This is a genomic window from Shewanella sp. W3-18-1 (assembly GCF_000015185.1).
Classification (GTDB): Bacteria; Pseudomonadota; Gammaproteobacteria; order Enterobacterales; family Shewanellaceae; genus Shewanella; species Shewanella putrefaciens.
Genome location: NC_008750.1, coordinates 356,912 through 376,249 on the forward strand (window position 1 = coordinate 356,912; position 19,338 = coordinate 376,249).

Annotated in this window: 20 protein-coding genes; 13 read left to right on the forward strand and 7 right to left on the reverse strand. The window is 44.1% G+C overall.

Annotated elements, in window-relative coordinates; all coding sequences use genetic code 11:
* Positions 1–9: 9 nt before the first annotated feature.
* Positions 10–1,278, reverse strand: coding sequence for a tyrosine-type recombinase/integrase (locus SPUTW3181_RS01715; RefSeq protein WP_011787727.1), 1,269 nt, complete (start codon positions 1,276–1,278; stop codon positions 10–12).
* A gap of 201 nt (positions 1,279–1,479) precedes the next feature.
* Complete coding sequence (locus SPUTW3181_RS01720) at positions 1,480–2,343, reverse strand: YicC/YloC family endoribonuclease (RefSeq protein WP_011787728.1); 864 nt, start codon at positions 2,341–2,343, stop codon at positions 1,480–1,482.
* A gap of 474 nt (positions 2,344–2,817) precedes the next feature.
* Here SPUTW3181_RS01720 and rph point away from each other — a divergent pair, with 474 nt between their 5' ends.
* Both rph and pyrE read left to right on the forward strand, forming a co-directional pair.
* Positions 2,818–3,531: a ribonuclease PH gene (gene rph / locus SPUTW3181_RS01725; protein WP_011787729.1), complete on the forward strand. Its 714-nt coding sequence runs from the start codon at positions 2,818–2,820 to the stop codon at positions 3,529–3,531.
* Between the two features lie 167 nt (positions 3,532–3,698).
* Complete coding sequence (gene pyrE, locus SPUTW3181_RS01730) at positions 3,699–4,340, forward strand: orotate phosphoribosyltransferase (RefSeq protein WP_006079863.1); 642 nt, start codon at positions 3,699–3,701, stop codon at positions 4,338–4,340.
* A gap of 58 nt (positions 4,341–4,398) precedes the next feature.
* Here the strand turns inward: pyrE and folE are convergent, their stop codons facing one another.
* The 4 genes from folE to coaBC all read right to left on the reverse strand — a co-directional run bounded on the left by folE (position 4,399) and on the right by coaBC (position 7,568).
* A complete protein-coding gene (gene folE, locus SPUTW3181_RS01735; RefSeq protein WP_011787730.1) occupies positions 4,399–5,043 on the reverse strand; it encodes a GTP cyclohydrolase I FolE in 645 nt (214 codons plus the stop codon).
* Between the two features lie 223 nt (positions 5,044–5,266).
* Positions 5,267–5,860, reverse strand: coding sequence for a nucleoid occlusion factor SlmA (gene slmA / locus SPUTW3181_RS01740; RefSeq protein ID WP_011787731.1), 594 nt, complete (start codon positions 5,858–5,860; stop codon positions 5,267–5,269).
* A 32-nt stretch (positions 5,861–5,892) separates the two neighbouring features.
* Positions 5,893–6,351, reverse strand: coding sequence for a dUTP diphosphatase (gene dut, locus SPUTW3181_RS01745; RefSeq protein WP_011787732.1), 459 nt, complete (start codon positions 6,349–6,351; stop codon positions 5,893–5,895).
* Positions 6,348–7,568: a bifunctional phosphopantothenoylcysteine decarboxylase/phosphopantothenate--cysteine ligase CoaBC gene (coaBC, locus tag SPUTW3181_RS01750; RefSeq protein ID WP_011787733.1), complete on the reverse strand. Its 1,221-nt coding sequence runs from the start codon at positions 7,566–7,568 to the stop codon at positions 6,348–6,350. The genes dut and coaBC overlap by 4 nt, the downstream gene beginning before the upstream one ends.
* A gap of 122 nt (positions 7,569–7,690) precedes the next feature.
* Here coaBC and radC point away from each other — a divergent pair, with 122 nt between their 5' ends.
* The 9 genes from radC to SPUTW3181_RS01795 all read left to right on the forward strand — a co-directional run bounded on the left by radC (position 7,691) and on the right by SPUTW3181_RS01795 (position 16,674).
* A complete protein-coding gene (gene radC / locus SPUTW3181_RS01755; RefSeq protein ID WP_011787734.1) occupies positions 7,691–8,368 on the forward strand; it encodes a RadC family protein in 678 nt (225 codons plus the stop codon).
* Positions 8,369–8,489: 121 nt separating this feature from the next.
* On the forward strand, positions 8,490–8,726 hold the full coding sequence (gene rpmB, locus SPUTW3181_RS01760) for a 50S ribosomal protein L28 (RefSeq protein WP_006079870.1): 237 nt from the start codon (positions 8,490–8,492) through the stop codon (positions 8,724–8,726).
* Positions 8,727–8,732: 6 nt separating this feature from the next.
* On the forward strand, positions 8,733–8,906 hold the full coding sequence (rpmG, locus tag SPUTW3181_RS01765) for a 50S ribosomal protein L33 (RefSeq protein ID WP_007651290.1): 174 nt from the start codon (positions 8,733–8,735) through the stop codon (positions 8,904–8,906).
* Between the two features lie 169 nt (positions 8,907–9,075).
* On the forward strand, positions 9,076–10,329 hold the full coding sequence (locus SPUTW3181_RS01770) for a tyrosine-type recombinase/integrase (RefSeq protein ID WP_011787735.1): 1,254 nt from the start codon (positions 9,076–9,078) through the stop codon (positions 10,327–10,329).
* Positions 10,326–12,068: a hypothetical protein gene (locus SPUTW3181_RS01775; RefSeq protein ID WP_011787736.1), complete on the forward strand. Its 1,743-nt coding sequence runs from the start codon at positions 10,326–10,328 to the stop codon at positions 12,066–12,068. The genes SPUTW3181_RS01770 and SPUTW3181_RS01775 overlap by 4 nt, the downstream gene beginning before the upstream one ends.
* A 3-nt stretch (positions 12,069–12,071) precedes the next feature.
* Complete coding sequence (locus tag SPUTW3181_RS01780; protein ID WP_011787737.1) at positions 12,072–13,976, forward strand: site-specific integrase; 1,905 nt, start codon at positions 12,072–12,074, stop codon at positions 13,974–13,976.
* On the forward strand, positions 13,976–14,374 hold the full coding sequence (locus SPUTW3181_RS01785; RefSeq protein ID WP_011787738.1) for a hypothetical protein: 399 nt from the start codon (positions 13,976–13,978) through the stop codon (positions 14,372–14,374). Before SPUTW3181_RS01780 ends, SPUTW3181_RS01785 begins: the two co-directional genes overlap by 1 nt.
* Before the next feature lie 238 nt (positions 14,375–14,612).
* Positions 14,613–15,713, forward strand: coding sequence for a PIN domain-containing protein (locus tag SPUTW3181_RS01790; protein ID WP_011787739.1), 1,101 nt, complete (start codon positions 14,613–14,615; stop codon positions 15,711–15,713).
* A gap of 1 nt (position 15,714) precedes the next feature.
* Positions 15,715–16,674: a bacteriophage abortive infection AbiH family protein gene (locus SPUTW3181_RS01795; protein WP_011787740.1), complete on the forward strand. Its 960-nt coding sequence runs from the start codon at positions 15,715–15,717 to the stop codon at positions 16,672–16,674.
* 835 nt (positions 16,675–17,509) lie between these two features.
* Here the strand turns inward: SPUTW3181_RS01795 and SPUTW3181_RS01800 are convergent.
* Positions 17,510–17,869: a DUF3147 family protein gene (locus SPUTW3181_RS01800; protein ID WP_011787741.1), complete on the reverse strand. Its 360-nt coding sequence runs from the start codon at positions 17,867–17,869 to the stop codon at positions 17,510–17,512.
* Between the two features lie 89 nt (positions 17,870–17,958).
* On the opposite strand from SPUTW3181_RS01800, the gene SPUTW3181_RS01805 reads away from it, so the two are divergent.
* Positions 17,959–18,336 (forward strand): BlaI/MecI/CopY family transcriptional regulator, encoded by a 378-nt coding sequence (locus SPUTW3181_RS01805; protein WP_011787742.1) that lies wholly within the window; start codon positions 17,959–17,961, stop codon positions 18,334–18,336.
* Positions 18,337–18,344: 8 nt separating this feature from the next.
* Positions 18,345–19,325: a M56 family metallopeptidase gene (locus tag SPUTW3181_RS01810; RefSeq protein WP_011787743.1), complete on the forward strand. Its 981-nt coding sequence runs from the start codon at positions 18,345–18,347 to the stop codon at positions 19,323–19,325.
* Positions 19,326–19,338 lie beyond the last annotated feature (13 nt).

Below are 19,338 nucleotides of genomic sequence, written 5' to 3' on the forward strand. Positions count from 1 at the left end.
GTTTGTTACCTATTTCGCTGATTGTGGTTTGATGAATGAGATGACATTCGTTTGGTTGTTTATAATTGGGCTGATCAAAGCCGCTAGCTTATCTAACGCTTCTCGACGCTCTTCTAAATAATCATGGTGGTTATAAGTGCCTTCAATGCCCTTAAGCTTGTGGTTTAAGCACCGCTCGGCAATATGAGGGGGAACCTTAAGGCTTGCGAGCAAAGTGCGGCAGGTACGGCGTAGGTCGTGAACGGTGAAATGCTCAACACCAACCTTCCCGAGTAAATTTTCGAATGGCTGTTTATTGCTGTCATGTTTTTGACCAAACAGCTTGGCTAATGCATGGTTTAAAGTATCGTTTGCGATATATTCTCGACGCTTACTGGCTTTACGCGCTGGGAATACATACTCAGAGCCACAAGCGATGATTTTTAATTCCTTTAGCCATTCAATGACAAATTCCGACAATGGAATGGTTATTCCTACGCCTGTTTTGCTGCGTTCTTTCGGCATACGCCAAACCTGTTGGTTGAAATCAAACTCACTCCATTTGGCGGCGATTAGCTCACCCTTCCTGACTCCTAGGCATAGCAAAAGGGCGACAGCAAGATAATTCTCATGACTAAAAATGGGCCTGCTATTTCTCAATACGGGAAATGCTGCGGCGATTTCATTTAGGGATAACACCCTAGTACGATTTTTTTCGAGTCCACCAGCATCGGCAGTGTTAAATGCGGCCGCAGGATTGCCTGAGGCGACATCAAGCTTACAAGCGTGGTTAAATAGCTGCTTACAAAACAGCAGTGTTTTATTCGCAACAGTAGGGCGATTACTTTTAACGACCTTATGAAGAATGGCCCTAATATCGCGGGCATTCACGTCGGTTACTTTTAATTGGCCTATGGCGGGTTTTATGTCTTTGGTATACATCCGCATCGGGATTTCTGGATGCTTTAAACGTGGGGCGGTGCATTGATACCAATCGTCAAAAAGATCATTTACGGTCTTAATGGTAATTTCTTGTTGCCGTTCCCGTTCGGCGAGAGGATCTATCCCTTGCTTGGCAAGCAGTTTAACTTTTGCGGCTTCGGCTTTAGCTTCGACTAAAGACATTGCAGGGTAAATGCCACCATTGGGTACCATTGAACGACGTTTGCCGTTAACGCTGTACCTGACTTCCCAATATGCGACGCCTTCAGTTTGGACTCTGATATAGAGCCCGTCCCCCACTGCTTTACGTCCAAGCTCTTTGCTTTTTAAAAAAGATTTAATTTGCTTGTCATTCATGTAGTTAAGTCCAAAGTGGTGACTAAACTTAAAAATGGCCTATTTGGGGCCATTTTTAGTGGTTTCAAGCGATTTTAGTCACCACTTTAGTCCCACTTTTTCATAAACAATAGCAAACAATGGCGAACATGTAAAAACATAAAACCATGCAAGTGCATGGTTTTATAGTGGTTTTTAAACAGTATTAAACACCTAAAAACATCATTCGACGTTCTGGATCTGCTCTCTCATTTGCTCGATAAGGACCTTAAGCTCCACTGCGGCTGAGGTGATTTCAGTGCTGATGGATTTAGAGGCGAGGGTATTCGATTCGCGGTTAAATTCCTGCATCATAAAATCGAGACGGCGACCTTCGCTGCCGCCTTTTTTTAGGATGCGGCGCGCTTCGGCTACATGGGCTTCGAGCCTGTCCATTTCTTCGGCGACATCTTGTTTCTGCGCCAGAAGCACCATTTCTTGCTCGATGCGGGCTGGGTCGAGTTCACCTTTGATTTCTGCAAGGCGGTTGGTGAGCTTTTCGCGTTGATACAGCATAACCGTTGGCATGTGCTCGCGTACGATGGCGATTTGCTCGCTCACGCCATCTAAGCGGCTTAGCAGCATGTCTTTGATGGCTTCGCCTTCACGGCCACGGGCTTCGATGAATTGATCTATGGCTGAGTCGAAGGCTGTCATTAAGTCTGCACCGATTGCATCCATATCTTGTTCACCGCTTGCTAGCACGCCTGGCCAACGTAGGATGTCGGTCAGATTGACATCGCCTTGTCCCGCTTCTTGCTTGAGCCAAGTGGCAGCATCTAATAGCTGTTTTGCCAGTGCTTGATTCAATTGCAGTTCGTTGTTGCTGTTGTCGGCAAGTTCATAGCGCAGATTCACTTCCACTTTACCACGGCTTAAGCGTTTGCGTAGGCGGTCGCGAAGTACGGGTTCAAAGCTGCGAAATTGCTCGGGTAAACGTAGATAGGTTTCGAGATAACGTTGATTGACTGAGCGAATTTCCCAGGAGGCAGTGCCCCATTGTGCTTTGTGCTCGATGCGAGCGTAGGCTGTCATGCTTTGAATCATGGGTTGTCCTAATGGTGTAATCGTCATAATGAGAGGCGATTATAGAGTCAATGGCTGTAGGATTAAAGGCATACAGTAAATATACCCAAGCTACCTGAAGATACGAGTTTCAGAGCGCCTAGGGTGCTTCAATTCAAGGCGCAGCAATGACAGAATGTCGGCTACCTTTTGAATTGATGCAACACGGAAGTGAAGTGCCCTAGGCGTTCCGTCCCGGCGGGTTTTAACGCACTTTATGCTGCGTTGGTTATTTTTAACTTAGTCCACTAGGTCCGCAAATAACCGCCTTGCCTAAAGTGCGTTAAACTCCCGCTGAATTCTGCATCTTCAGGTTGTTTGGGTATAAGGACACGGATTAGGCGTTTGAGTGTGATGAGTTTGCCAGAGAATCACCCTAAGCATGGTATCCTAAGGCACAAGCCCCTATAATATGCAGCCAAAATCGGTCAATGACTCAGAATACAGGAATCTCGCATGCGTCCAAGTAACAGAACGCCAGCACAAACTCGTCCCATCACTATCACTCGCCAGTTTACGGCCCATGCCGAAGGTTCTGTGTTAGTGGAATTTGGCGAAACGAAAGTGCTTTGTACCGCCAGTTTTACTGAAGGTGTGCCACGTTTCCTTAAAGGTCAGGGTCAAGGCTGGGTGACGGCAGAGTACGGCATGTTGCCACGTTCGACCCATAGCCGTATGGATCGTGAAGCAGCTCGCGGTAAGCAATCTGGTCGTACACAAGAAATTCAACGTCTTATCGGTCGTGCGCTGCGCGCCTGTGTGGATATGAAAGCCCTAGGCGAAAACACTATCGTTATCGATTGTGATGTGATCCAAGCTGATGGTGGCACGCGTACTGCGTCAATCACTGGCGCCTGTGTGGCCTTAGTGGATGCATTGAACTGGGCACGAGGTAAAGGGATCATTAAATCTAACCCTTTGAAATTCCTTATCGCTGCAGTTAGCGTAGGTATTTACAAGGGTGAAGCGATAAGCGATCTCGAATATATCGAAGACAGCGCCGCTGAAACTGATATGAATGTGGTGATGACAGAAACGGGTAAAATTATTGAAATCCAAGGTACAGCTGAAGGTGAGCCGTTTACTCACGAAGAGTTGATTGAGCTACTCGGATTGGCGAAGAACAGTATTCGTGAAATCGTCGATGTGCAAAAAGCCGCTTTAAACTAATGTGTACTGATAAAAAGCCCCGACATTGATAAAGTGCGGGGCTTTTTATTAGCTGTCGCTTTTTGTCTGTAACAAGAGGCTAGCGTGATCCAACCCTGTACCTAATAAAATTTTATAAAATATTTCCTAATAAAAACTAGTTACATACAAAGTCGTAAGGAGAGATTGTGAAAGCCTATCAACGTGAGTTTATTGAATTTGCCTTAGAGCGTCAGGTACTGCGATTCGGCGAGTTTACCCTTAAATCGGGCCGTATCAGTCCTTATTTCTTCAATGCGGGTTTGTTCAATACCGGCCGAGATTTAGCGCGTCTTGGCCGTTTTTATGCCGCTGCGTTAGTGGATTCTGGCATTGATTATGACTTGCTGTTTGGTCCCGCTTACAAAGGCATTCCGATTGCGACGACTACGGCGGTTGCCTTGTGTGAGCATCACGATATCGACATCCCTTACTGCTTTAATCGCAAAGAAAAGAAAGATCACGGCGAAGGTGGCAGCTTAGTCGGTAGCGAGCTAAAAGGCCGTGTGATGCTGGTGGACGATGTGATTACTGCGGGTACTGCGATTCGTGAGTCGATGGAAATCATCGAAGCCCATAAAGCGCAATTAGCCGGCGTGTTGATTGCCTTAGACAGGCAAGAGAAAGGTAAGGGCGAGTTATCGGCTATCCAAGAGGTTGAGCGTGATTTTGGTTGCGGTATTGTGGCGATTATTAAACTCGCCGATCTGATCAGCTATCTGTCTGAAAAACCAGGGATGGAAGTGCAGCTTGCTGCCGTGAGCCAGTACCGCGAGCAATACGGGATTTAAGAGGAACCTAGGCTCGAGAGTCTAGGCTCTAGAATCTAGAACCTAGGCCCTCTATGTCTTATTGATGCAAAAACTCGGCGCGAGTTGCTGGGTTAGATTTAAAAATACCGCCCAGCGCTGTGGTAGTGGTCGAACTGGTGGAGTCCATTACGCCGCGGGACTTTACGCAGTAATGCACTGCATCCATTTTTACTGCAACATCTTTAGTTTCAAGTAAGGTTTGCAGGGCGACTAACACCTGTTGAGTTAAACGTTCCTGTACCTGTGGACGTTGAGCAAAGAAACGCACAATACGATTAATCTTTGATAAACCAATGATTTTTTTGCGTGGCAGATAAGCTATGGTTGCTGTGCCATCGATCGTCACTAAATGATGTTCGCAGGTGCTGGTGAGGCTAATATCTTGCACTCGCACCATTTCATCGAAGCCCATTTTATTGTCGATAACTGTGATCTTAGGGAAATTTTCATAGTCTAAGCCTGAGAATATTTCATCGACGTACATTTTAGCAATGCGGCGTGGCGTATCGGCAAGGCTATCGTCTGACAGATCCAATGACATTAATGTCAGTATCTCCTTCATATGATGTTCAATCTTGTCTTTACGTTCTTCACTGCTGTAAACGCTGGGGAGCATGGGGGTTTCAAGTCCACGTTCTAATAACGCGGCTTGTACTTTTACTGCTGCTTCACTTAATGCCATCTTATCCTCCACTACGTTGCAGCGGCTATCATTGAAAACCTATACTGGCATCGATCATCCAGCCTAGGATACAAATTGGGTTATTCTTGTGGGGCAAGAATAAGGGGGAGGAGGATAACGCGAATTGCAGATAATTCATACCGAAAATCATTCACCGCACCGATGAAAAAGCCGATAGTTCTAATCGCTATCGGCTGTTTGAATATGAATATTTAATCGAGAGTTAGCTTTGGAGTAGCTGGTGTTGAATAAAACGCCACTGTTCATCGAAGTGGGTGGTCGGTTTGAGTTTGAATTCACTTCGCACAAATTGCGCAATTCTACCTTCGGCAAAGGCCAACAGTAAATTGGCTAATATGGCTTCATCTAAGTTAAAGCCTCTACCTTCCCGAAGTGTCTTTTCCCGTAAAATTTGCTTTAACTGGGTTTCAATTTTTGCAAATAAACTACTAATACGACTTCGCAGACGTTCATTTTCACCTAACAGTGCATCACCATTGAGTACTCGAGAGATCCCTGGATTACGTTCAGCAAAAATAAGTAGTAGTTGTAGCATGAGCTGGCAGCGCTTCATGGTGTCTTTCTCATCATCCATGATGATGTTGATGCGTGAGAGCAGTGACTCTTCGATAAACTCAATGAGCCCTTCAAACATTCGCGCTTTACTAGGGAAGTGACGATAAAGTGCGGCTTCCGAAACCCCCACTTCTGAGGCTAGTTTTGCCGTAGTGATCCTTTGCCCAGGACTGGTTTCTAGCATTTGTGCTAAGCATTGCAAGATATGCTCACGACGATTAATTTTTGGGCTTACAGCCATTGCAGTATCCTTCGCTCAATAACGACTGGTAGTTATTTCGTGCCTGAATGGCCAAATCCACCTTCACCACGGTCTGAGCTGTCGAACTCATCAACGAGTTTGAATTGTGCTTGCACCACAGGGACAAATACCAGTTGTGCGAGACGATCGCCAATGTCTAAAGTGAATGGACTATTGCTTCTATTCCAACAAGATACCATCAATGGCCCTTGGTAGTCGGAATCGATAAGTCCAACTAAATTTCCAAGTACAATACCGTGCTTATGACCTAGACCTGAGCGCGGTAAAATCACAGCGGCTAATCCTGGGTCGGCCACATGGATGGCAATGCCAGTGGGGATAAGCTGGGTTTCACCGGGGGCTATCGTCATTGTGGTATCTATCATGGCACGAAGATCCATACCTGCACTACCTAGTGTGGCGTAAGCAGGTAAAGGAAATTCTGAGCCGATTCGAGAGTCGAGAATTTTTAATTCAATCGGTGTTTTCATGTATTTGTTTTTTCTTTCACTATCAACGAAAGTAATTGCCGTGCTAGCGTGAGTTTGTCGGTCGCAGGCAAATCTTGACTGCCGAGCGGCCAGAATACACACAGGGCATTGGTATCGGCATTGAAGCCTTGGCCAGTAACTGAAACGTCATTAGCGGCGATCATATCCAAGTTTTTACGTTTGAGTTTATCGCGGGCGTAGGTTTCAACATCATGGGTTTCGGCGGCAAATCCCACCACAAAAGGACGGTTGGGCAAGCTCGCAACCGTGGCTAAGATATCAGGATTCCTTTCTAGCGCAAGTTGCATTTTTTCTGCCGATTTTTTGATCTTACAAGTAGCAATATCGCTAATGCGGTAGTCTGCAACGGCGGCGCAGCCAATAAAAATATCTTTTTTATCAATATTATCCATAACAGCATCGAGCATATTTTGCGCAGATTCAACATCGATGCGTGCTACGCCTTCAGGGGTACTTAGGTTCACAGGACCTGAGACTAAGGTGACGGCTGCGCCCATATCCGCTGCGGCTTTGGCGAGTGCAAAGCCCATTTTCCCAGAACTGTGATTGGAAATATATCTGACGGGATCTATCGCTTCACGGGTTGGCCCGGCGGTAATCAGCACCGACTGGCCTGCAAGAGGCTGCGCAGAGACTTCTTTTGTTGCAAAAAAATCACTGGCTAGCTCGGCAATTTCTAGCGGTTCGAGCATGCGTCCAGGACCCACTTCACCACAGGCCTGACTGCCACTGGCGGGTCCCCAAAGTGTCAAACCACGTGATGCTAGGCTAGTTAAATTCGCCTGCGTAGCCAGATTGCGGTACATCTGCTGATTCATTGCTGGACACAGGGCAATTTGCGCCTCAGTGGCAAGACATGTGGTGGTGATTAGCTCATCGGCCATGCCTGCATTAATCCGCGCCAATAGGTTTGCGGTTGCAGGGGCTATGATGACGAGATCTGCCCAACGAGCAAGTTCTATATGGCCCATGGCAGCTTCTGCCGCAGGATCCAGTAGGCTAGATGCCACAGGATGTCCAGATAACGCTTGCAGCGTGAGAGGCGTGATAAATTCCATCGCACTTTGGCTCATCACGACGCGCACATCAAAACCACGCTCTTTTAAGCGTCGCACTAAATCGGCACTTTTATAGGCGGCAATGCCGCCGCCAATGCCCAGCAGGACGTTTTTATTTGTCAGACTCACAGACATCATCCGAGATTGAAATAATGCCACCAACGATACCACAACGCGGTGAATTTTAGTGACTATCCCAGTTCAAAAAATCTCGTCCATACTCAGTAAAGTGAAAATATGTGAGGTAACAAGGAGGTCACATGGGCATCAAAGATTGGCCAGAGGGAGAGGGGCCTAGAGATAAACTACTACAAAAAGGAGCTGCCTATTTATCGGATGCAGAGTTACTGGCCGTATTGCTGCGTAATGGTTTAGCGGGTCTTAACGCTGTCGATCTAGCTAGATCGTTGATCAGTGAGTTTGGAGGATTAAGAAATCTACTTTGCGCCCCTAAAAATCAGGTGTGTCGACTTCCTGGCGTAGGGCCTGTAAAATACGCTCAGCTTCAAGCTGCAGCTGAATTAGCGCGGCGTGTCGCACAAGAAAATCTACAAAGAGGTCAGGTTTTGACAAATCCCGATTTAACTCGGGACTATTTAATGAGACAATTAACTGACCGCTCCTATGAAGTGTTCGCAATTTTGCTGCTAGATAGCCAGCATAGAGTGATTCAGTTTGTCGAATTATTCCGCGGCACAATAGACTCAGCCTCAGTGTATCCACGTGAAGTGGTGAGCTTAGTGCTTGAAAAAAAGGCAGCTGCCGTTATAGTGTGTCACAATCATCCGTCTGGTATTGCCGAGCCCAGTCAGGCTGACAGACGAATAACTGAGCGATTAAAAAATGCGTTAGCAACCATAGATGTATCCTTATTGGATCATATGGTTGTAGGTGATCGAGAGATAGTTTCTTTTGCGGAACGAGGCTGGATTAATTAATCTAACACTTGATCTTCACTCTGTGATCGTGTATAAAATGCGCCCTCTTTGTGCCTCGGGCGACGGCCATACGAGGCACATTAATGCTCGAGCGTTAAAATTGTTTTTGGAGAAGATTGACATGTCAAGAGTATGCCAAGTTACTGGCAAGAAGCCGATGGTTGGTAACAACCGTTCGCACGCAAAAAACGCGACCCGTCGTCGTTTTTTACCTAACCTACAAAACCACCGTTTTTGGTTAGAAGAAGAAAAGCGTTTCGTACAGTTACGTGTATCTACTAAAGGTATCCGTCTGATCGATAAGAAAGGTATTGAAGTTGTTGTTGCTGAACTTCGTGCCCGTGGCGAGAAGGTATAATAGATCATGGCTAAAGCTAAAGGTAATCGTGAGAAGATCAAATTAGTTTCAAGCGCTAAGACTGGTCACTTCTACACAACTGAAAAAAACAAGCGTAACATGCCTGAAAAAATGGAAATCAAAAAATTTGATCCAGTTATTCGTCAGCACGTTATCTACAAAGAAGCCAAAATCAAGTAATCCTTGGTTAGTGTTTCGAGAAAAGCCCCTTATTTAAGGGGCTTTTTTTTCATTCGACTTAAAATTCCAATAGTAATACTTAGATTGACACTAGCGATTCATTTATGTTGACAAATTTAGATGGCAATCCATACTTAAATTTAGATATAAAAGTGGGGACGTGTCAGGTATGGAGCACTTCTATCATCTGGTAGAGACAGACGAATACTTTGAGATTGGTGACGTTGAAATCACTGATGAGTTTATCAATTCCTATCATACTGAAAAATCGGTGTCATACGAAGAAATCCAGTTTTTTTTTACAGTTGATAAGCCAATGTCATTCAAAGGCGTTTTTATGCTGTTTACCAGTGAAGGTAAGCCAGTGTTTGAGCCTAATGCCTACATCCTTAGTCGCCGCATCGTCGAGGGCACAAAGGATGTCAAACCAACCTGCTTTCATCTGTTGAGATATTACCGTTACCTGGATGCAAATAATCTAAACTGGGAGGACCACGAAGAACGACTCCAACGCTATCCAATCTTCCTTTATCGTGCCTATTTAGATAATGAGATAGAGAAAGGAAATTTGAGTCGCAGCACAGCCGTTGCTGCCCTTTCGATTGTGAGGCGCTTCTACCTGTTTTGCTACCGTCATGGGTACATCTCTCAATTGCCTTTTGAAATCACAGGCACTACCAAATATGGACAGACGTTAACGGATTGCTCAATCCGAAGCGCAATCAGAGAAACCAATCTACAGCCATTGAATGACCTTGATCTACAGCATGTAAGGGACAATTGGCGTTGCAACGGGCTATCCCAAGAGTTTCGCCTAATGATTAGCGTGGCACTTTCTGTGGGGCTTCGCGCTATTGAGGTCACAGACATTAAACCCAGACACTTTGCTATCCCCAAAGGTTTTAAGGGAAAGACGCTAACGGGGATTTGGATTGGCCCTGATCACGATTGTAAAACCAAATATGACATCAATCGTCAGGTCTCAATGCCCGTTTGGCTGATGGAGTCGGTTCATGAATACCATGGCAGTGAACGATACAAAAAGCGGCAGCAACTGTACTTCATGAAGACGGGGGATACGAACCCTCCCGCTTTCATCAATAAGGATGGAGACCCATTCACCACCAGTAGCCTCAATTCATTGTGGAGTAAGTTACGCACCGCGATACAAGAAAACAGCAACCCTCACTTTAAGCACAAAGAGCATGATTGCAGGGCAACGTTTGGGGCTTACAAGCTTGAGTCTCTGACGCAAATCAAAGAGTTGTCGATGATGCAGGCGTTGAAGATGCTCAAAGATGAAATGGGTCATAAAGATTTAGAAACCACCATGCTGTACCTCAAGCACTACGAGGGCAACCCCGAAAAGAATCATATCCCAGAGATAACCATGAACTTGCTAGAGGATGAGATGCTATCGTGACCGAAGTGATTGATACAGAACAGACAGAGAGAGCTCGCACCTATCGTTCTACACCGACTACCGAAATGGTCACCGATAACACACTGATAGCAATTACTAAGTGGAAATATGTCTGGAAGAATAGTGGTGGTGGCAATTCAACGTGTGACTTTGCGCAGCTAAAAGCATATGCCACTGATGAGCACATTCGTTTGTTGATTTCCAAGTTCCAGCAGTCAGGGTGGCGCGAAACATCAAAATCGACGAATTTTAGATATATCCGTCAAGTGCTTAGCCGTGCTTTTAATACTCAAAGTGGAAAGCAAAAGGTGAAGGTTCAGCTCTCACCTGAGACATGCACCCAGTACATTCATGCTGCCTACCTATCGATGGCAAGTACAGGTGTAGGTCTTAATGGCAAGCCTATCAAAGCAAAGACACTTGGTTGGCTGAGCTCGAACTTGAATTCGATTTGCAAGAAGTTTGGGTTTGGAACAATCCCTAAAGCAGCTCGCAACCTTGATACCCGTTCAGCCTCATTAGATTCAAATAACTACACGCCAAAGCAATTGCGCTCAATCGCGTTTGCCTTATTGGCTGACCGCAAGGCGTTGTTAGCACGCTATCAGGATGAGTCACTACCCGAAGCTCAAAGACGGACTGCGTTTAATAGGTTGGTCTACAATGCGATGTTTATAACCATTTATTATCTTGGGACTGGCCGAACAGAAACTCTGAGTATGTTTTTGGATGATGAATGGGTGTGCAAAAAGTCAGGCGCTGGCCGCATTAGCATAGAGGGATTCAAGGCTCGCGGAAACAAAGTTGAACAACGCTATTTCACCCCGAGAGCATCTTGTAAGCGCTTTTTTGAATCACACCTCTCGCTGTCAAAGGCACACTCTGTTTCTCTGGGGTTGGATAAGCATTACCTGTTTCGAAAAGCGAATGGCATGGTGCCAAACAGCAATAACTTTAATAATTATTCTCAAAATTATTTGGTTAACTACTCCGAGCGTATTCAGTTGTTAATTAAAGAAAACCCTGATTTCCGCTTGAACTGCAATCTGCTGAAATCTTCCATTAAACAGTATGCGGAGCAGAAGCTAGGACGTAGCAAGGCGGCAGAAAACACCCGTAATGCACCGCAGACTTATGACAACTCCAAATATGGCAAGGTCTCTAAGGGCGAAGCCAGAAGTCAATTGGCGCTAGGGTTAACGGCTTTGCACAACTTGGGCAAGAATCCTGACGGTGGAACTGTAATCGCGGTCGCACAGGCCAAAGAAGCAGTTGGACTTGTCATTTCGCACGAGGAATGGGAGGTCTTGAAGGAAGCAGCTGCTGAGTACGGTGTCGTTAAGAATCAAAACGGTGGTTTTTGTAAGGGGGCCAACACACCTCAGAAAAAAGAATTCCAAAAAAACGTAGACAAGAGTGACTTCCTCTCCGATGAAGAAAAGTCTCAACTAGGCTGCGGGTTTGTCGTGAAATGCTTTGGTTGCTCTAACTTTGGCGTTGTGGATGACCCACATGATATATGGCGGTTATTGTCTTTTGAGCAGCGATTGAATGAAGCCATGGTGGTGCATCAAAACGTAGAGCACTTCATCACCAACTTTGGCGAAGTCAAGGCCAATCTAAATAAGCTCAAGGCGCGTTTTAAAAAGGCTCATCTCAAAGCTGCAATGAAGCTACTAGAGCGCGAATGTCACCCTTTGTGGGACGAAAATTCAGTCATGGACATATTCAGAGGATAAACCATGTATAGCGTCAGTTATGATGTTGGTAAGTTTGAACAATATGCATTCCCATCAATGCCGGGCTCGTTCCCCATGCCTTGCGATGAGACGGTGGTGAGCGTGGATAAGGATGGTAACCCCGTCTCCTATTTCAAAGATGACATTTGGGACTTTAATGCGTTTTTTAATCTCACCAACGAATCAAAATCGCTATACCAGATAAATTTCCATCCTAAAAAGCACAACCCCGAGCTGCTTATCGAACTCAAACAACGGATCTATTTTTTGATTTGGGGGTCGCAGGGGAGCCTGCTACACATGGAAGGAGACGCGTTTCGTAAGTTCAGCCATTGCCATGATTTAGCAAGGTGGTCAAACGCTGCCCTGAGGGTATTTAAAGGTACCCCCATCGATTCCTTTCCCTTGCTCAGCAATGAACTGGTCTTTGGTCAATTGCTGTATGAGGGAAAAAAGCACAGTGAAGAAACGGTATCTCATCGCTTAAAAGCACTGAGCGTCCTTACGCAACTAAATCAACATTTCCCAGAACCGCGTCGCTTTTCACTTGGCCTTCCTGAAGGTAAAACAATCAAAAAAATGGCCAAGCAGTATTCAGCGGCAGGCCGTGGGCATTACCCTACGGTTATCCCTGTTATTTATGAACAGTTGATGGGGCGCTTGATAGAAAATGTCACCACGGCTCATAATAAGCTGGAAGACCTTGGCGATGTAAAAGCTTATGCCAAGAAATATGTCGTAACAGAGCGCCAAGCCTATGATGAATTCAGGGCGATAGGAGGCGCTTGCTTTATGACGCTTTCTGCATTTACGGGGATGCGAATTAGCGAGCTAACCCAAATTGACTCCACCTCTTACAAAGAAGTTGACCTTGATGGTATTAAACTATGCACCCTGCGCTCTTGGACTCGTAAGTTAGATAAATTACCCAGAGAAGACGCATGGGCCTGCGCTCCTATCTGTAAAAAGGCGCTAGAGGTCTTAACCGTGCTCAACGACAGCTATCGCTCTAATAAGGGGAGCATTCACTGTTCACCGCGATTTCGTCTTGATGGTAGCTCTGGGAAAGGTGACAACATCTCTAGTCAGTTAGAAGATGTCGTGTTAAACAAACAAAACCTTAGTAGCCTCTTCGTATATTACTCAAAGCACTTAGATATTACTTACGACCCAGATGAAATGGATGAAGTGTATGGCTTGCTTAACCCTGTTGTACCCGCGATATATATCCCTATTAAAGAACGGGGAGATGGCTCAATTTACTGGCATTTTACGACGCACTCGTTGAGGCGTACCTTTGCTCATTTTGTGGTGGGGAATGGCCTGGTATCTCTTGCCGCTTTGAAGCACCAGTTTAAACATATCAGACTATCAATGACGGCTATCTATGCCAGTCATGCAGAAGTCTTAACGCTGCTTGGTATAGAGAATCCTGCCAACATTAAAAAAGCGGTTGAAGACGCAGAGATGGAAAGCCACAAAACGTACTTACGGGACATGATAGCCCACCCCGAAGAGCAGTCAGGTGGGTTTATGAAGGTGTTTGAGGGTGACCCTCGTGTAATGACAGAAGAGCAATTTGAAGAGCTTGCTCAGAAAACCAAAGAGGCAAATAAATCGACTGGTTATGGACGGTGCTTTGCTGGTTTTAAGTGCAAAATGGAACACCTGTTTGAGCAATCGAGTTGTCTTGGTCGTGACTGTGAAAATTTAAATATCAATAAGGATGAAGCGTTGCGCTGGCAAGCGCGTCACGGACGAATCGCGGTACGATTACAGCAAATGAAGGAGATGGGGTTCTACAACCAGAACACACTTGCTCGTGAGTTGACGGATATCCGTGCCGCTGAAAAGGTCATGCGTGATCACAACATCGAATTTAAACGATTTAAATTAGGGGCTTTGTAATGGCAAACGTAAAAACTAAGTTGCTCAATGCCTTTGAGTCGCTCAAAAGTGAAGGCAAAAAAATTAGCCCTTACGCTGTCGAAAAACGAGCGGGCGTGGCGAACGGCTCATGCAAAAATCACCCCGCAGTATTAGAGATTATTTTGGATGAAAAGGCTCGCTACCACCCTAACCCCACTGTTGCTAAGAAGGGGGAACCTAGGCAGAAAAAGCATATTGATAAGGAGCGGTATGATGACTTGGAAGAATCTAACAAGCGCTTGAGAGCTGAGAGTGGCCAGTTTAGAGATGAAATGAAGGTCATGGCAACTTTCGTAGCACAGTTAACATGGGAGTTGCACCGCTACAAAACATCAACAAGACAGCACTCTATTAATGTGAAGAATATTAAGGTGTAAAGCCGAAAAGCAGAACTGATAGATTGCCCAACTCAGTTCTGTCCATAGGCGAGTTAGTTAACTGAACCAACTCGATTCTGCCCCTAAATCATTTATAGCTATTTCTCATCACACCTTGCTAACTCATTACTTGCCCGAATTTTTGTAATGAATCAATATGCCATTAGTTGGTTAACCACTCGATTATTTTATCACTTTATTTGATAACAATTTACACCATGTGTTCAAGGTATTGATTATGGAATTACAGACAAGGCTAGTGTTTATCGATACAAGCGCTTTTGAAGAGAAAAACTATCAATTTGGACAACACGCTCTTGGTCGTCTTCAAGAACTAATTGAAGATAAGAAAATCCACTTGCTCATTACTGATGTGACAAAGAAAGAGATCAATGCCCATCTCAAACGCAAATCTGAAGAAGCAGCTTCTATGATAAAGAAGATGCAAAGAGATGCGATGTTCCTAAGAAACACCCCCGACCTTGATTGTCATGGCATCTTCACCAAGGTTAAAGGTGATGATATTTATGCTGTTATCAGTGAAAAATTTGATGATTTCGTCGAAAACGGCCATGTGGAAACTATTGATGTAAGTACTGTTAACCCTCAAGTTGTATTTCATGCTTACTTCAACAACCTCCCTCCCTTTGGCAAAGAATCAAAAAAGCACGAGTTTCCTGATGCATTTGCGCTAGAAGCTATTAAAAAGGTGAGCTTGGCTAGAGGACATTTAGCCTACATAGTTAGTGACGATGGCGATATGAAATCATTCTGTGATCAAGAAGATAACTTCATTCATCTTGAAAACGTCGATGACTTAATTGACTTGATTGTTCGAAGCGACAAAGCGTACGAAGAACCAGCAAAATTTGCTGATGAAGTATTCGAACAACTCCTAGAACAAATCAAAGCAGATGCCCTACAAGCTCTCGAAGATGGTGAGTTCAACTATGAAGACGCAGATCCTTTCGATGAAATTATAAATTCTATAGAAATCAACTCGGTGAATGTTGAGAAGAAAAACTTACAGAATGTCGATGCTGAGTGGGCTGAATACGAAGTAGAATTTGAGGTGGTTGTTACCGCAAACTATCGCGTCTCAGATTATGACCGCTCACCTTGGGATCCTGAAGATAAGCAGTATGTCTTTGTCTTGAGTAATGAATCAACAGTAAAACATAAAGAAACTTACACTGCCCACTTAACTCTTGCTTACGACGACGGATTAAAGGCTAAAGCATATATTGAAGAGCTGTATTTCCAAGATGCGTACTTCGAACTGACTGATAATGACTCTGAAATCATTCACTTCAAAGAACTAGATATCAATGGGGAATAACATGAAGTTATATGTAATTGGTAATGGCTTTGATGTTCATCATGGTCTCGACACAAAATACACATCATTTGGGTTATATCTTAAAAACAACTATTGGGAAACCTATGACTTATTGATCGAGCATTATGGATTCGGTGATCTCAATCCAGATTACCCTACATCAATGTCAGACCTTTTATGGTCTGAATTTGAAACGAGTATGTCACTGCTTGATAAAGATTCAGTTTTGGAAGCAAACATGGATGCAATGCCAAGCTATTCTTCAGATGACTTTCGAGACAGAGACCGATACACGCTTGAAATTGAGATGGAGCGAATACTTGGGCTTCTAACCACTGATCTGTATAAGGCATTCAAAGAGTTCATTTTGTCTGTGCAGTTTCCTCAGTTTGATCACAGCCGATCAGTAAACATTGATAGAGACGCTGTTTACCTCACATTCAACTACACAGATACGCTTTCTAAATACTACGCAATCCCCGATGAAAACCTGCTATTCATTCACGGGAAAGCCGATGAGCATGTTGATAAATTAATTCTCGGTCATGGTGTTGATCCTGAAAATTTCAAAGAGAGACTTGCCGAACCACCATTAGGATTGAGTGATGAAGATTTAGAACGTTGGATGGAATATCAATCTGATCAATATGACTATTCATTCGAGCGTGGCAAGGATGCCATCAATCAGTATTTCTCAGCAACTTTCAAGGGAACAGACCAGATCATAAAAAACAACGAAGATTTCTTTGCAAAGCTCGGCAATATTGATGAAGTATATGTTCTCGGCCACTCATTAGCTGACGTAGATTTACCCTACTTCCAGAAGTTGGAGCAATCAGTCAGACCTGATGCCAAATGGGTTGCGACTTTTTATGACTCTGATGATGAGGAAGTGCACTGTGACACTCTAACTGGACTTGGAATAGCCAACGTTTCAGTTGTCAGAATGGAACAGATCTAAGCAAAAACTGAAATATCATTAGCGATTGCTGTGGATTCTAGCATTGCTTTTTCTAAATTTTTCTTATGTGAAGCATTCAATTTTGAACATCAGCTCTAACTCGAAATTGCCCAAAAGAGGGTTGATGCCTTAAGCCGTTTTTGTCCCAAAGTGTGTTTGAAATAGAGATATATTGAAGTTTAGCTGTTTGTACTTAACCTAAGCTATCTATTATAACTTTCAATATAGTGGCCAAATTCAGCCACTACAAAATGACATAAATAGAGTTAGAGGCATTAAATACTTCATGGATTCCTACTTAAACAGGGTGAGAGCACACTAACCTAAAAAATGAGCAGGCAGAGCAAAACAACATCAATAGGTATAAATATTGCTCACTCCACGGTGTAAAACCAAGTGCTATTTACTCTTGGGTTGTGTGCTTAATGAGCAAAAATCGGGCTTGTTACTTGATTTAACAAAGTGTGCTCTCGCCCTGCCTACTTAAAGCTGATGGCTTGAATGACTGATGCAGTGCGATAGAAATGTGAATCTCTCTTCGTAATAGTATCCTTCATGAACTTAGTTAGTTGCTTACTTCTTTCTTCAGGAGTTCACGTTGAACATCGTAGAAGTCACTGACATATTTGCTTGATAGGTAGTAGCTATCCATCTCTTCTTCAGCCCAATTACTGTAGTGGCCAATGAAAACTGGCCACTATTTTAGAACTTACCTAGCATGTTTATGCCCCAAAGCTTTTCAGGAGTAGCAAAGGACCTGATACCAACTGTGCACAGGTTGACCAAATTTTTGTAATGTATAAAGTTCCCACTATTACTGAATCACATCATTTTTCTAGTGCCATGAAATTAGATCGATTCCAAATATTTTTACGAATAACGCAAACAACCAAAAGCAAATTACGGTTATCGTGGCACTCACTAGTAACGATGGCCAGAAACCCAAACGTTGTAACAGTGATGGAAATATCAGGAACATAGGTAATGTAGGTATGACATACCAGAACGTGTACCAAGCATGGTTCGCTATTTTTTCCATTGGCTGTTTTTCAACATATAACCAAACCATGGCTAAAATGGTGACCAGCGGCAATGCCACGATCAGCGCTCCAAGTTTATCACTACGCTTTGCAAGCTCAGAAGCTGCAACAACGACTGCAGCGGTGATCATATACTTTGTTAGTAGCCAGCCCATTCCACCCTCACTATGAGTTATTAAAAACCGATTGCCTATCGGTTTTTGTTCTGCCACTATAGCGGTCATTATGGCAAGAGAAAAGTGTTATGCAGTTAGGTGAATTAGAAAAGCAGGTTTTGCAACATCTTTGGACTGAGTCTGAAGCGGATGCTAAGCAAGTACATGCGGTGCTTGGGTTGTCTCGAGAGAGTTCACTCAATACCATTCAGAGCACCTTAGATCGCTTGTTTAAAAAAGGATTACTGAGTCGAACGAAGCAGGGTCATGCCTACTTTTATAGAGCAAAAGTCGACAGAGAAGCCTTGATCGCCAAACTTATTACCAATGTTACTAGCGACTTTGTCGAAGAGGGTGAGCACAGTCTGATCGCGGCATTTAGTTCAGTATCAGCTAATCTGAATGATGCTCAGCTAGATATCTTGGAACATTTAATTGAAGAACAACGTCAACTTCGGAAAGGATAATTAGGCTTATGTTTGTTGGCGATTTAGCGATTACACTGAATTTACTGAGTGTGGCAGTGCTGGCATTTGCTATCAGTGTTGTGTTCATCTCGATCGCTCTACGATTCACTCTGCCTAGATTAGATTATCTCACTTTCAGGTTACGTAAAGTTATCCTATGGTCGTTAGTCACAGCGCCTTGGTGGATAGCGATTAATTGTGTTGTCTTTTTCTGGCCGAAGCAGCAAGATTTGTTTTCTGCAGCTTGGTTAAATGAATTTGTTCACTGGCACCATGTGGATATTTTTAGCTTTGACAGTTGGCACGCAGTTACCTTGCTTTCGGCCTCGGGATTTTTGATTTGGTCGATGATAAAGACTGTTTATTCTCGCAAAAAACAATCATCAACAATGGCGTCTCTGCTTGGATTCTCAGATGTTTACCCCCAAGAAGCCAACTCTCAGCATCGTTATTATTTATTACCTTTGGCAATACCTGCAGCTTTTACCACAGGGCTTATTTCTCCCAAAATCTATCTAACCACGGCATTACAAGAACGGGTTAATGAGCAGGAATTAGATATTATTATCCGGCACGAAATGGCGCATGTCGCTGCCCGAGATCCTCTGTTTAAAGTGATCTTCGCGACTTTTGCAGGCTTTTTCCCGCTCGGGATGAAACAACATTTTGTCAGGCAATTTACCTTGCTTACTGAACAGATAGCAGATCATGCAGTGACAAATGAACACGACAATCTTGACGTCGCTCAGGCTCTGGTTAACGTTGCCAGAATGCAACGAAGCGTAACGCTAGGTTGTGATGGGTTGCAAACGAGCTATTTCGGCAATGATCAAACCAGCGTGCGAGTGCAGCGCCTAATTTATCCTGTATGTACATCTTCTCGATTGGCAATCGGTTTAGCTATTGTGTTGTTAGTCATAGCACCAGTATTAACCGCCTCCACGGTGGATAGCCTCCACCATATTATCGAAACTTTTTTCACCCATTAAGTAAGGATTGGGA